12 protein-coding genes and 2 pseudogenes are annotated in these 13796 nt (G+C 66.4%); 3 read left to right on the forward strand and 11 right to left on the reverse strand.

Features of this window, described 5'->3' with window-relative positions; all coding sequences use genetic code 11:
* Positions 1-8: 8 nt before the first annotated feature.
* The 8 genes from H7841_08600 to H7841_08635 all read right to left on the reverse strand — a co-directional run bounded on the left by H7841_08600 (position 9) and on the right by H7841_08635 (position 7911).
* Positions 9-494 (reverse strand): FixH family protein, encoded by a 486-nt coding sequence (locus tag H7841_08600; GenBank protein ID MEO5336940.1) that lies wholly within the window; start codon positions 492-494, stop codon positions 9-11.
* Complete coding sequence (gene ccoG, locus H7841_08605) at positions 494-1954, reverse strand: cytochrome c oxidase accessory protein CcoG (GenBank protein MEO5336941.1); 1461 nt, start codon at positions 1952-1954, stop codon at positions 494-496. Before ccoG ends, H7841_08600 begins: the two co-directional genes overlap by 1 nt.
* 205 nt (positions 1955-2159) lie before the next feature.
* Positions 2160-3026, reverse strand: coding sequence for a cytochrome-c oxidase, cbb3-type subunit III (gene ccoP / locus H7841_08610; protein ID MEO5336942.1), 867 nt, complete (start codon positions 3024-3026; stop codon positions 2160-2162).
* Positions 3027-3029: 3 nt separating this feature from the next.
* Positions 3030-3191 (reverse strand): cbb3-type cytochrome c oxidase subunit 3, encoded by a 162-nt coding sequence (locus H7841_08615; GenBank protein ID MEO5336943.1) that lies wholly within the window; start codon positions 3189-3191, stop codon positions 3030-3032.
* Between the two features lie 14 nt (positions 3192-3205).
* Positions 3206-3928 (reverse strand): cytochrome-c oxidase, cbb3-type subunit II, encoded by a 723-nt coding sequence (gene ccoO, locus H7841_08620; protein MEO5336944.1) that lies wholly within the window; start codon positions 3926-3928, stop codon positions 3206-3208.
* A gap of 18 nt (positions 3929-3946) precedes the next feature.
* Positions 3947-5416, reverse strand: a complete 1470-nt coding sequence (ccoN, locus tag H7841_08625) for a cytochrome-c oxidase, cbb3-type subunit I (GenBank protein ID MEO5336945.1) — start codon at positions 5414-5416, stop codon at positions 3947-3949.
* Positions 5417-5821: 405 nt separating this feature from the next.
* Complete coding sequence (gene tldD / locus H7841_08630) at positions 5822-7255, reverse strand: metalloprotease TldD (GenBank protein MEO5336946.1); 1434 nt, start codon at positions 7253-7255, stop codon at positions 5822-5824.
* Positions 7256-7266: 11 nt separating this feature from the next.
* Positions 7267-7911, reverse strand: a complete 645-nt coding sequence (locus H7841_08635; protein MEO5336947.1) for a phosphoribosylanthranilate isomerase — start codon at positions 7909-7911, stop codon at positions 7267-7269.
* A 986-nt stretch (positions 7912-8897) separates the two neighbouring features.
* Between H7841_08635 and H7841_08640 the strand changes: the two are divergent.
* A pseudogene (locus H7841_08640) lies at positions 8898-9029 on the forward strand (energy transducer TonB).
* A gap of 206 nt (positions 9030-9235) precedes the next feature.
* Here the strand turns inward: H7841_08640 and H7841_08645 are convergent.
* Together H7841_08645 and H7841_08650 are read right to left on the reverse strand one after the other, a co-directional pair.
* Positions 9236-9480 (reverse strand): annotated as a pseudogene (locus tag H7841_08645) (sel1 repeat family protein).
* A gap of 659 nt (positions 9481-10139) precedes the next feature.
* Positions 10140-11195, reverse strand: a complete 1056-nt coding sequence (locus H7841_08650; protein MEO5336948.1) for an anhydro-N-acetylmuramic acid kinase — start codon at positions 11193-11195, stop codon at positions 10140-10142.
* 174 nt (positions 11196-11369) lie between these two features.
* On the opposite strand from H7841_08650, the gene tyrS reads away from it, so the two are divergent.
* Together tyrS and H7841_08660 are read left to right on the forward strand one after the other, a co-directional pair.
* Positions 11370-12623 carry a tyrosine--tRNA ligase gene (gene tyrS, locus H7841_08655; GenBank protein ID MEO5336949.1) on the forward strand — a complete coding sequence of 418 codons (1254 nt, stop codon included), beginning with the start codon at positions 11370-11372 and terminating at the stop codon, positions 12621-12623.
* A 29-nt stretch (positions 12624-12652) separates the two neighbouring features.
* Positions 12653-12976, forward strand: coding sequence for a hypothetical protein (locus H7841_08660; protein MEO5336950.1), 324 nt, complete (start codon positions 12653-12655; stop codon positions 12974-12976).
* 3 nt (positions 12977-12979) lie between these two features.
* Here H7841_08660 and H7841_08665 read toward each other — a convergent pair.
* Positions 12980-13796: methyltransferase domain-containing protein (locus H7841_08665; protein ID MEO5336951.1), on the reverse strand; the 817-nt coding region annotated here is incomplete at its 5' end.

Consider the following 13796-nt stretch of genomic DNA (forward strand, 5'->3'; position numbering starts at 1 on the left):
ACAGGCGATCAAGGCACCTTGATTTTGCGACTGTCCTCGAAGGTTTCCTCGCCTCGCCGGGCGGCGAGATTGAGTATCCACTGTCCCGACAGGGACACCGTCACCGGGGCGGCATAGGCGCCGCCCCCTTTGCCTGCCAGATCGATCTTGAAGTCGTGGCCGCCGACCGTGGGACGGACAAAGGTCGCCTCCACCTGGAATCCATCCAGGGGCCGGCCATCGCGGTCGCGAAGGATCGCTGTCAGGTCGCCCTTGCGCTGGGCATCGGGAGAGAAGACCACTTCGGCCGTCCAGCCCCGTTCCGCCTGAGCGCGAGCCTTGGCCAACGTCTGGTTGTGGGCCAGCCCCTTCTGGTAGGCGTCCTGGGTCTCCAGGCCGGGAAAGGTCTTCACGGCCATGGTCATCATGAAGATGTTGACCGCCACCACGACCGCCATGCCGCCCACGAATATCCAGGGATACCACCAACCGCGCGGGCGCTGTCCGGCGGCCATCACTGTCCAGGCCCCATGAAGACGGTGGCCGTACTGACGATTTGGCCGGAGGCCTTGTCCTTGATCTGGAACGCCATGTCGGTCGACTTTCCTTTCAGGATGTCGGGACGCGCGGTAACGAAGATGCGGAAACTGTTGACCATGTCGGGACGGGCCGGCAATTCGATCATCGCCTTGCCGCTCTCCTCCTCGCCCACCGCCCCCAGTGTCGCGCCGGCTAGGCCGGCGATGGACAATTCGTAGATCTTATCCTTGCGCTCCTTGTTGGAGATCTTCAGCGTATAGGCGTTGCGCAAGTCCCCTTCCGACAGCATGACGAACAGCGGCGCGCGGTCGCGAATCACCGAAACATGTTCCGTGGAACGATGGGTGATGCCGTAGGCCATCACGCCCGTCACCACCGTCATGATCGCCACATAGCCCCAGGTCCGCATGCGGAGCAGATGATTCGTCGTGGGATTGCCCTTCGAGCGGGCCACTTGATTCATCTCGGAGTCGTAGGTGATCAAACCGCGCGGCAGGCCGAAGCGGTCCATGATGTTGTTGCAGGCGTCCACGCAAAGCGCGCAACCGATGCAGGCGATCTGCAGGCCCTCGCGGATATCGACGCCGGTCGGACAAGCCTGGTAGCAGCTCCCGCAATCCACGCAGTGGCCGCGCCCCTCGAACTTCTGCCCCGGCTTGGCGTTGCTGCGGGGCTCGCCGCGCCAAGCCTCGTAGGTGACGATCATCGAGTATTCGTCCATCATGGCGCTCTGGAAGCGCGCATAGGGACACATGTAGATGCAGGTTTGTTCGCGGGCGAATCCGGCGAAGATGTACGTGGTGAAGGTTAGCCCGCCCAGGGTACCGTAGACCCAGGGACCGGCAGCCCCGTCCATCATGTTGCGAGTGATGGCGAAGGCATCGTTGAAATAAAGGATGAAGCTATAGGCGGTCAGGGCCGAAACGAACAGCCAGACGGCGTGCTTGGCCCCCTTCCTGAGGATCTTGTCGACCGTCCAAGCCCCCTTGTCGAGGGCGAGACGGCGGTTGCGATCGCCCTCGAACAACCGTTCGGCCATGATGAACAGGTCGGTGAAGACGGTCTGGAAGCAGGCGAAACCGCACCAGACGCGGCCGAACAGGCTGGTGGCGAAGAACAGGCCGATGGCGGCCAGAACCAACAGTCCGGTCAAATAGTAGACCTCCTGCGGCCAGATTTCGATGTTGAAGAAGTAGCCGCGGCGCCCATCCACGTCCATCAGGACCATCTGGTCGGGTGCGCCGGCCCCACGGTCCCAGCGTAGCCAGGGAGTGCCGTAGAAGACCGCCAGCATCGCCCACAGCGAAAGGGTCTTGGCAGTCCGGAATATCCCCTTGACGTCGCGGGGATAGATCTTCTGATGCTTGGCGTAAAGCTGGGCTTGGCGCGAGGCCGGGGGGGTGGCGTCGCGAGTCGCGGAATTGGCGGTAGCCATGGTGTCTCCAGGGTCCTGTTCGTTGCGGCGTCCCGGCGTCCCCCACCGATATCCGATGTGCCGGAGCGTATCGCGTTAAGCCATTCGGACTGAGTCTAGGGCATTATCCCGGTCGTTGTCCTGCCTCATGTCAAAAGAGAAAGGAAAAGCCCCGCCGCGGCCCGGGAGGAACACGCGGCGGGGATGGAAGCATCCAGCAGGTACCTTACTTGCTGCCGCCACCCAGGGAGTGGACGTACAGCGAGACCTGCTTGATCTCGACGTCGCTCAGGCGACCGGCCCAGGCCGGCATGACGCCCTGCTTCGGCAGCGTGAGCTGGCCCATGACGCCCGCCTTGGTGGGCTCCACGTGCAGCCAGATCTTGTCGGCCAAGCTGGGGCCGCCAAGTTCCATCATGCCCTTGCCGTCCTCGCCGTGGCAGGCGGCGCAGTTGTCGGCGAACACCTTCTTGCCGGCATCCGTCGCCTTGCCGCCGCTGCCCGACAGGGTCAGCACGTAATCGGCCACGGCATCGGCCTCTTCCTTGCTGATGATCTGGTCGGTCAGATACTTCGGCATGTCGCTGATGCGAGCGTCCTTGTGCTCGGAGCGGATGCCGAAGCGGATGGTCTGGTAGACCGCGTCCCGCGTACCGCCCCACAGCCAGTCGTTGTCGGCCAGAATCGGGTAGCCCTTGGCCCCCGAACCGCCCGAGCCGTGGCAGGGCGCGCAGTTGTCGCCGAAGATCATCTTTCCGCCCGCCATGGCGTACTGCATGAGCTTGCGGTCGGCCGCGATCTCGTCGACGGTCTTCTTCTCGAATTCCTTCGACCAGACTTCGCGGCTCTTCTTGACGTCCTTCATCTCCCGGGCGTGTTCGGCACGGGAAGAATAGCCGAACATGCCCTTGGTGTAGTCGCTGAAGGTCGGCCAAGCCGGATAGACCATCCAGTAGCCGATCGACCAGACGATGGTCGCGTAGAACGTATAGATCCACCAGCGGGGCAGCGGCGTATTCAGTTCCTTGATGCCGTCCCACTCATGCCCGGTGGTATCAGTACCCGTCAAGGCGTCCTTTTCGACGTGCGCCATGACTCACCCTCCGTTGCTTTCATCCTTGAAAGGGATCAGGCCGTTCCGCTCAAAGCGATCCTTGTTCTTGGGGCGGAAGGCCCAGAAGATGATGCCGGAAAACAGCAGCATCATCCAAACGACCCAGGCTTCCCGCGCCCAGAGATAGATTTCTTGAAGCGTCACGGCCGATCCTCCGATTACCTCTGAGCCAGCTCGGGCTTGAAGGTGGTGAAGTCCACCAGCGTCCCCAGCATCTGCAGATAGGCGACCAGCGCGTCCATCTCGGAGACCTTGTTGGGGTCGCCGTCGAAGTCACCGACCTTGGCCTTCGGATAACGTGCGAGCAGGGCATTGGAGTCGCCCTTCTCGCCGTTGGCCTGAGCCACGATGTCGGCCTTGGCGTTGGCAATCTGCTGATCGGTGTAGGGGACGCCGACGGCACGCAGGGTGCTCATCTTCGCCTGGATGTCGTCATAAGGGAGATCCTTCTTGGTCAAGAAGGGATATCCCGGCATGACGGACCCGGGGACAACCGCGCGCGGGTTGACCAGATGGGCTTTGTGCCACTCGTTGGAGTACTTGCCGCCCACACGGGCCAGATCGGGTCCGGTACGCTTGGACCCCCACTGGAACGGATGGTCGTACATGCTCTCCGCCGCCAGGCTGTAATGGCCGTAGCGCTCCGCCTCGTCGCGGAACGGACGGACCATCTGGCTGTGGCAGGTGTAGCAGCCCTCGCGGATGTAGATGTCGCGGCCCAACTGCTCCAGCGGAGAGTAGGGACGCATGCCATCCACCTTCTCGATGGTCTGCTCCATCGTGTACAGGGGAACGATCTGCACCAGGCCGCCGATGGAAATGGTGACCAGGATAGCGATCGCGAGGACGATCACGTTCTTCTCGAAGATTTCGTGCTTCATGGTGTGAACCTCCTCGCCCTAGGCCCGAGCCGCGACGGGCACTTCTTCGAAGGCCGCCTCGTTGCGGATCTCGCCCTTGGCGGTCTTGATGAAGTTGTAGACCATGATCAGCGAGCCGGCCACGAAGAGCAGACCGCCGAACGCGCGGATGATGTAGTAAGGCTTCATGGCCTCTACGGTCTCGATGAACGAGTACTGAAGGAAGCCGAGTTCGTCGTAAGCCCGCCACATCAGGCCCTGCATGATGCCCGAGATCCACATCGCGGTGATATAGAACACGATGCCGACCGTGGCGATCCAGAAGTGCCAGGTCACCATGCGCAGGCTATAGAGCCGCTCACGACCCCACAGCTTGGGCACCAGGAAGTAGAGGGCGCCGAAGCTGACGAAGGCCACCCAGCCGAGCGCACCGGAGTGCACGTGGCCGATGGTCCAGTCCGTGTAGTGGCTGAGGCTGTTGACCGCCTTGACCGACATGGCTGGGCCCTCGAAGGTGCTCATGCCATAGAAGGCCACCGAGGTCACCAGGAAGCGCAACACCGGATCGGTGCGGAGCTTTTCCCAGGCCCCCGACAGGGTCATGATGCCGTTGATCATGCCGCCCCAGGAGGGCATCCACAGCATGATGGAGAAGGTCATGCCAAGGGTCTGGGCCCAGTCGGGCAGCGCCGTGTAATGAAGGTGGTGCGGACCCGCCCAGATGTACAGGAACACCAGAGCCCAGAAGTGGATGATCGACAGCCGGTAGGAATACACCGGACGGCCGGCCTGCTTGGGGATGAAGTAGTACATCAGGCCCAGGAAGCCGGCGGTCAGGAAGAAGCCGACCGCATTGTGGCCGTACCACCACTGGGTCATGGCGTCGCGGACGCCGGCCCAGGCGATGTAGCTCTTGGCCCCCATGAAGGACACCGGCAGGGCGACGTTGTTGCCCAGGTGCAGGACGGCGACCGTGAGGATGAAGGCCAAGTAGAACCAGTTGGCCACGTAGATGTGGCTCTCGCGCCGCACGATCAGGGTCCCGGCGTAGGCCACCAGGTAGGCCACCCACACGACGGTGAGAAGCAGATCGACGTACCACTCGGGCTCGGCGTATTCCTTGCCCTGGGTGATGCCCAGGACGTAGCCCAGGGCAGCGATGACGATCACCGCCTGGAAGCCCCAGAAGACGAAATTGGCCAGGCCCGGACCGCCGAACAGCGGCACGCGGCAGGTGCGCTGGACCACGTAGAAGGACGTGCCCAACATGATGTTGCCGCCGAAGGCGAAGATGACGGCGGAAGTGTGGACCGGACGCAGGCGCCCGAAAGTCGTCCACTCGAGATCCAGATTAAGGATCGGGAAGGCAAGCTGGGACGCGATAAACGTGCCAGCGATGAACCCGATCACCCCCCAAAAGGTGGCCGCGATGACGAACTTGCGGACAATGTCCTCGTTGTACGTCACTGCGTCCGGGGTGCCACTGAAGGCAGCAGTCGGTGCGCTCATACCGAACTCCCATACCGAGACGATTCCGAAGGCGAATCCAGTCTGACCACGTGCCGGTCCCCTCTCTGCACACCCTCTCCTTCCCTAGGTGCCGACGATCGACGCCGGCTTCCGGAACGGGAGCGCGGGACGGCCAACGACCGCCCGGACACGCGAGGTCACGGACCCCCTCTCTCTCACATCGTGATATTAATAATATTCTAAATTCAATTACAACAGGCCTGGCATGGGTATTTTTGCCAAGGTCCGGGGTCAAACCATCCCAATTTCGGCTTCCGCGAGCGATTTTTCGGCTCGAACGGGTAGGAAATGGTTAATTTCATCAGCCATCGAAATATCGATGGCCACAGATGCGGCGGCCCCCCCACGGCGCGAGGGCGGTCGCTTCCATGGGACAATCGGACTCTACACGGCCGTTCCGCCCACCGTCAGGCCGTCCAGCTTCAAGGTCGGCTGGCCGACTCCCACCGGCACGCCCTGCCCGTCCTTGCCGCAGGTGCCGATGCCGGGGTCCAGTTCCAGGTCGTTGCCGATCATCGACACCCGGGTCAGCACGTCCGGGCCGTTGCCGATCAGGGTGGCGCCCTTGACCGGGGCACCGACCTTTCCGTCCTCGATCAGGTAGGCCTCGGTGCAGGAAAAGACGAACTTGCCCGACGTGATGTCCACCTGCCCGCCGCCGAAGGTGACGGCGTAAAGGCCCCGCTTCACCGAACCCAGGATCGCCTTCGGGTCGTGCGGCCCGGCCAGCATATAGGTGTTGGTCATGCGCGGCACCGGGGCATGGGCATAGCTTTGGCGTCGGCCGTTGCCGGTCGAGGAGGCGCCCATCAGACGGGCGTTCAGCCGGTCCTGCATGTAGCCCTTGAGGACGCCGTCCTCGATCAGCACCGTGCGGTGGCCGGGGGTGCCTTCGTCGTCGACGGTGATCGAGCCGCGCCGGTCGGGCAGCGTGCCGTCATCCACCACCGTGACCCCCGGCGAGGCCACCCGCTGGCCCAGCAGGCCGGCAAAGGCCGATGTCTTCTTGCGGTTGAAATCCCCTTCCAGGCCGTGGCCGATGGCCTCGTGCAGCAGGATTCCCGGCCAGCCGGGCCCCAGCACCACCGGCATCTCCCCGGCCGGGGCGGGGGTGGCCTCCAGATTGACGAAGGCCTGGCGCAATGCCTCATCGACCGCCGCCTTCCAGGATTCGGGGCGCAGATAAGCCGCGTAGGCCACCCGTCCCCCAAGGCCGTGGCCGCCCGATTCCATGCGGCCGTCCTTTTCGACCACCACCGAGACGTTGAGCCGCACCAACGGCCGGATGTCGGCCACGCGAAGCCCGTCGGGCCGGAGAATCTGCACCGCCTGCCAGGAGCCGGAAAGCGAGGCCGAGACTTGCCGAACGCGGGAATCCCGCGACCGGGCGTAGGCGTCCATCTCGCCTAGCAGCGCAACCTTGTCGGCGAAGTCGACCAGGGCAAGCGGATTGTCGTCGACGTAGAGGCTGCGGTTGGTTCCGGCCGGCGGCGCGGCGAAGCTGCCCCCGCCCCCGCCCTGGACCGCCTTCACGGTCGCCCCGGCGCGGCGGATGGCGTCTTCCGACAGTTCGGAAGCATGGGCGTAGCCCGTGGCCTCGCCCGCCACCGCCCGGAGGCCGAAGCCCTGCGCGGTGTCGAAGGAGGCGCTTTTCAGCCGGCCGTCGTCGAAGACCAGGCTTTCCGATTGCCGGTATTCAAGGAACAACTCGCCGTCGTCAGCGCGTGCCAGGGCCTCGCCGACCAGCCCTACCACCCGTCCCCGGTCCATTCCGGCACGGCAAAAGAACAGGTCGTCGGTCTTGGCGAGATCGGACATCGGAAACTCCCTTACGGAATGGCGCGAACCGCATCCAGGAAGGCGCGTATCCTGGCCGGGTTCTTGATGCCGGGGGCGTCTTCCACCCCCGACGACACATCCACCGCGCGGGCGCCGCTCAGGCGCACCGCCTCGGCCACGTTGCCGGGCTCCAGCCCGCCGGCCAGCAGCCAGGGCCGGCGCCAGACCGTCCCCGCCAGCAGGGTCCAGTCGAAGGCCAGGGCGTTGCCCCCCGGACGGGTGGCGCCGCGGGGCGGCTTGGCATCGAAGAGCAGCAGGTCCGCCGCGTCCTCGTAAGCCCGCGCCGCCCGGACGTCGCCTTCCTCCGAGATGGGGAGCGCCTTGAGGATCGGCAAGCCGAAACGTTCGCGCACCTGGCGGACGCGGTCCGGCGTTTCCCGGCCGTGCAGTTGCAGGATGTCGAGCGGACACTCCCGCAAAAGGACAGCCAAGGCGGCGTCGTCGGCATCGACCACCAGGCCGACCCTCTTCACCGAAGGCGGGATGGTGGCGGCCAGGCGAGAAGCCTCGGTGGGGGCGACATGGCGGGGCGAGCGGGAGAAGAAGACGAAGCCCAGGTAGCGGGCTCCGCCCTCGACGGCGGCCGCGACCGCCTCCGGCGTCCTCAGGCCGCAGATCTTGGCTTCCACCGGCATCGGTTACTTGACCTTGCCCGACTTCATGCCTTCGTAAAGGGCGCGGAGCATGGGCAACATGGACAGATGCTCCTCGGTGGGACAGGGGGGAACCGTGTTCCAGCGCCCTTCGGCTTCGACCAGAAAGAGGGAGACGCCGTTCCAGCTCTTGCCCTTGCCGCCGTCGAAGGTGGTGAAGCCGTACTTGATATAGACCTCGTGGGTAGGCGTCGGGCGGTAGGCGGTCCCGGAATAGCCGGGGGCCACGGCGAAGGTCGCCACCTCGTGGGGCTGACCGAGATCGATGCCGACCAGGGTCTCGTCGAGAAAGGCGAAAAATGGAGCCGTCTTGGCGTTGACGCAGGCCCGCGCCATCGGATGCATGAGGTCGTCCAGGCCGCGGGTGTCCTTGGCGCGGATGAGAACCAGCAGGCGATCGACCAGGGCCTTGCCGGCCGGCGGGAATTCCATGGGGACGCCACGCGTCGGCTCATCCTGCTTCTTCGGCGCGGGATCGAGGCGGGTCGGGCCCTTGGCCGGCACCGGAGCCGGAACTTCGGCGGCCGGGGCGCCGGTCCGGCTCCGCCGCAGCCAGTCCAGGGCATGGGGCTTCAGGCAGGGGAAGACGAAGGACCACTGCTCGCCTTCCCGAATCAAGGCGCTGCTGAAGGGAATCTTGCGACCATCCGCCGATTCCAGGTTCATGGCGACGTAATGAGTCGGCCGGCGCGGATAGTCCATGAATCCGGCGAAGGGCAAGGGGCCGTCCTCGGCCACCTTGTGGCGCTGGAGGACGGGGTCCCCCGTCCCCAGGGACTGCTCCAGGCGCGCTTGCAGCAGAGCGTCGTAGTCGGCAAGGTTGGCGTCGGCGACGCAGGCCATGCTGGCGGGATGGAACAGGGACTTCACTCCCGCCAGATCCTTGGCCCGATGCAGGACCAGATAGCGGGCGACGAAGGCGGTGAAGGCCTCGTCCGGCGTCTCCGGATCGTCGAGCAGGGAGGCGCGGTCCTCCGCCAGGGCGCCGCCCAATCCTTCCACCATCGCCTGGGCCATGCGGCCCAGCACCTCGCCCATGGCCTCGCCCATGGCTTTGCCCAGGGCATCGCCCAGCGCTTCGCCGGTCGGGTTTCCCTCCGGCGTCCTGGCACCCTGCAACGCGGTGGCGAATCCGGCGGCGGCCTGTTGCATGGCTCCGCCCAGGTCGCGTCCGGCACGGGCGGCGGCCTCGGCCAGCGAGGAATCGGGTGAAGGCTTATTGACCTCCAGTTGCGTCACCGCCTGACGGGCCTCGTCGCTGCCTTGGGCAGCCGCCTCCCGGTACCAGTCGAGGGCCGGGGCGACGTTCTGGCGCAGTTCCAGTTCGCCGTGGCGATGGGCCTTGGCGAGCCGCAGCATGGCCGGCAGGTTTCCGCCTTCGGCGGCGACCTCATACCATTCCACGGCCTGTCCGCCGCTACGCGGCACGCCGAGACCGGTTTCGGCCATCAGGGCCAAGCGGTAGGCAGCATCCGTATTGCCTAGCTTGGCGGCACGCAGGAACCAGATACGGGCCTGGGAATAGCTCTTGGCCACGCCCTTGCCGTCCATGAACAGGTCACCCAGCATGACCTGGGCTTGGGCCTGGATCGCCGTCCGGGCCATATCCTCGGCCTGGGCCTTGATCGCCGCTTCTGGATCGGGCTTGCCGTCTTTGGGCGGTTCGGGCGGCGGGGCCGGCTGGGCGGGGGCCGCGCCCTCGGGGGGCGGAATCTGGCCGCGCGCCATGCGCCGCAGCCCATCGTAGGCGAGGCCGAACTTCTCCTCGCCGACTTCCCGCCGCACCGGGGCCAACACCGTCTCGGTCCGCCGGTCGGCCATGCCCAGGGTCTTGGCGGCGGCCTCGGCCTCCGGCCCCTGTTCCTTGGCCTTGGCTTCCATCCTGGCGCGCGTCTCCTTGCGGTGCCGCACCGCCTTGATGGCGGCATCCGTGGTCGGGCCGTAGCCGGGTGCCGGGCGCGGCGGCGGCTGCCCGCCCTTGTAGCGGCCGTCCTTGTCCTTGGTCTTCTTCTGCTTGGGCGCCGTCGTCTTGGCGCTGGCCGGCTTGCCGGAACTCTTGGCGCCACCCTTGGCCGCCGCGGCTTCCGACGGCAGCAGCGCGGCCGGCCCCGCCAGCGCGGCCGCCAGGAAAGCCGTCAACAGGATGCGTGCCACCGTCCGCAAATCGGACCTCCTTACCTCGCGAGGGAGCGAATTATGGCAGAGTTTCGTCAAGGCCTGTAGAGGGTTCCGCCGGGCATCGGGCGCGCCACCCCGGTGGTGGTCGGCAGGCTGAGCGCCAAGCCCCGCGTCGAGCGTACGGCGAGGAACGCGAAGGCCTGGGCCTCCAGGGCGTCGCCTTGCCAGCCGACCGCCTCCACCGGATCGACCGGGACTTCCAGGGCCTGGACCAGGGCCGCCATCAGCGCCGGATTGCGCCGTCCGCCGCCGCAGACCAGCCAGCGCCGGGGTTCCTCGGGCAGCCATTCGACGGCGCGCCCCACCGCGCCCGCGGTGAAGCCGGTCAGCGTGGCCGCCCCGTCGGCCGGCGACAGCCGGGCCACGGTATCGAGCGCGGCGGCTAAGTCGTCGCGGTCCAGGGACTTGGGCGGCTTGCGGCGGAAGAAGGGATGGGCGAACAGGTCGACCAGGGTGAAGGCGTCGGCCCGGCCCGCCAAGGCGAGCTTGCCGTCCACGTCGCAGGGCATGCCCTTGTGGGTGCGGACCCAGTCGTCCAGCAAGGCGTTGCCGGGCCCGGTGTCGAAGGCCAGCAAGCCGCCGTCCCGGCCCAGGAAGGTGACGTTGCCGACGCCACCCAGATTGAGCACCGCCAAGGGCTTGTCCAGGTCGCGGGCCAAGGCGGCGTGATAAAGGGGCACCAGCGGCGCCCCTTCGCCGCCCGCCGCCACGTCGGCCGAACGGAAGTCGCCGACCACCGGAATCCCGGTCTCGCGGGCCAGCAGGGCCCCGTCGCCCATCTGCACGGTGATGCCGTCCTTCGGCCGGTGCAGCACCGTCTGGCCATGGAAGCCGACGATGTCCACCGGCCGGCCCCAGTCGGCGGCCAGACGCTTGACGGCCAGGGCGTGGCGGATCGTCAATTCCCGCTCCACCGCGCCATCGCCCCTGGTGCCCAGGCAGGCGCGCAGGCGATCGCGGAAGGCCGGTTCGTAAGGCAGGGTCAGCGCCGGCCCGAAGGCTTCGATCCGTTCCCCATCGGTGACCAGGATCGCCGCATCGATGCCGTCCAGCGACGTGCCGCTCATCAGGCCGAGGGCGGTGGGCATGCTTTGGAGTCTCCCGGCTATGGGATTGAGTCGACGGACATATTCGGCGTCTGAGAATTTCAGTCAATCGTTTGATGGAAAATTCGCTGGGGGCGAAAGGGCGGATTTCCGCTAGGGTCCCGGCGGGCTTCGTGCTAACTAGCGGCGTTCCATGCCTTTTTGGAAGAGACGGCCATGACCACCCACCGTTCCGAATTCCTGCGCACCGTCACCGAGCGCGGCTTCGTCCACCAGTGCACCGACATGGAAGCCCTGGACGAACTGGCGGCCAAGGGGCCCATCGTCGCCTATATCGGCTTCGACTGCACGGCGCCCAGCCTGCACGTGGGCTCCATGGTCTCGATCATGCTGCTGCGCCGCTTCCAACAAGCCGGGCACAAGCCCATCGTCCTGATGGGCGGCGGCACCACCAAGGTGGGCGACCCGTCGGGCAAGGACGAAGCCCGCAAGATGCTCACCGATGCCGACATCGCCTGCAACATGGCGGGCATCCGCCAGGTCTTCGCCAAGTTCCTCAAGTTCGGCGACGGGCCCACCGACGCGGTGATGGTCAACAACGCCGACTGGCTGGACGGCCTGCACTACGTCGGCTTCCTGCGCGACTATGGGCGGCATTTCACCATCAACCGCATGCTGACCTACGACTCGGTCAAGCTGCGCCTGGAACGCGAACAGCCGCTCACCTTCCTGGAATTCAACTACATGATCCTCCAGGCCTACGACTTCGTCGAACTGGCCAAGCGCCACGGCTGCGTGCTGCAAATGGGCGGTTCCGACCAGTGGGGCAACATCGTCAACGGCGTCGAACTGGGCCGGCGGGTGGACGACCGCCAGCTCTTCGGCCTGACCACGCCGCTGCTCACCACCGCCTCGGGCGCCAAGATGGGCAAGACGGCGGCAGGCGCCGTCTGGCTGAACGCCGACATGCTGAGCCCCTACGACTACTGGCAGTACTGGCGCAACACCGAGGACGCCGACGTGGGCCGCTTTCTCAGGCTGTTCACCGATCTGCCCCTGGGCGAGATCGCCCGCCTGGAGTCCCTGGGCGGGGCGGAAATCAACGAGGCCAAGAAGGTCCTGGCCACCGAGGCGACCCGGCTCTGCCACGGCGACGACGCGGCCCGCGAGGCGGCCGAAACCGCCCGCAAGACCTTCGAGGAGGGCGTGACGGCCGAAGGCCTGCCCACCCTCGAGGTGCCGCGCGCCGAACTGATAGCCGGCATCCCCGCCTTCATGCTGTTCCATCGCGCCGGCCTGGCGGCTTCGGGCGGCGAGTCGCGCCGCCTGATCAAGGGCGGCGGCGCCAAGCTCAACGATGCGCCGGTGACCGGCGAGACACAGTCCATCACGCTGGCGGATCTGCAGGCCGATGGATCGGCGAAACTGTCCGCAGGCAAGAAGAGACATGTGCTGGTAAAGCCTGTATGATGCGCCCACCCTATGAGAGAGGTGCATCCATGAGGAAAACTCTTTCCTTGATTGCCGCCGCCGGCATGGCGGCCTTCGCCCTGCCCGCCGCCGCCGAACAGGCGGGCCGCAGCGGGCAGGCGCTCAACGTCTATTGCAACACGGTGCCCGAGATGGGCACGGCGCGCAGCGATTCGGTCGACAACTGGGTGAAGATCTGCACCGTCTGGCTGAACGCCAAGGCCGGCCTGGCGGAAAAGCCGAAGAAGGGCAAGGAGAAGGTGGAGGAGGAAGACGTTCCGCCCCCGCCGCCCAAACCCGCCGCCAAGGAAAAGGAGAAGGAAAAGGAAGCCCCCGCGAAGGACAAGCGGTAGGCGTCAGGCTTCCTTGACGGCGACGAAGATCAGGGACGGGACGGGGACCAGCTTCTCTTCCCGGTAGCTGGCGGATTCCAGGCAGGCCAGGCGCAGACCGGCGGCGGCGACTGTGCGTTCCACGTGCCCGCGAGCATGGCCGAAGCGCCTGGTCGGCTTGAGTTCCAGGTCGGGGCCGGCGGATTCCTCCACCGTGCCGGCGAAGCGGCCGTGGGGGCGGAGAGCCTGGGCCACCGCCGCCAGGACCGGGCCCAGATCGCCGACGTAGACCAGGGCGTCCACCGCCAGGATCAGGTCCCAGCGGGCCGCCGCCCCGAGGGCGGCCAGCATGTCGGCGACCGCCAAGGCGTCGTAGATGCCGCGTTCGCGGGCCTTGGCGACCATACCGGCCGAGACGTCGATGCCTTCCAGGCGGCGGGCGAAGGGGCGAATCGCCTCGCCCGACAGCCCGGTGCCGCAGCCGAGGTCCAGGACGTCGTACAAGCCCGGCTCCAAGCCGCCCGTGCGCCGCAGCGCATCGAGAACATGTTCGGGCCCCTTGTAGCGCAGGCGGCGGCGCATGTGATCGTCGTAGCGTTCCGAGAACTCGTCGAACAGGCAGCGGACGAAGTCGGCGGGCAGGGAAACCGGCCGCTCCTCGAGAGTGGCAAGGGCGACGGCGGCCTCGGCATCGCCGGGGGCGATCTCCAGGCAGCGGTTCAAGTGCAGGACGGCCCGTCCACGATCGAACAGGCGCATCCAGGCGAGCCCCAGCAGGCGGTGCGCCGCCGCGTCGTCGGGGGCGCGGCGCAGCGCGCGCTGCGCCAAGTCGACGGCTTGC

The organism is Magnetospirillum sp. WYHS-4, assembly GCA_039908345.1.
In the GTDB taxonomy this organism is placed as follows: Bacteria; Pseudomonadota; Alphaproteobacteria; order Rhodospirillales; family GLO-3; genus JAMOBD01.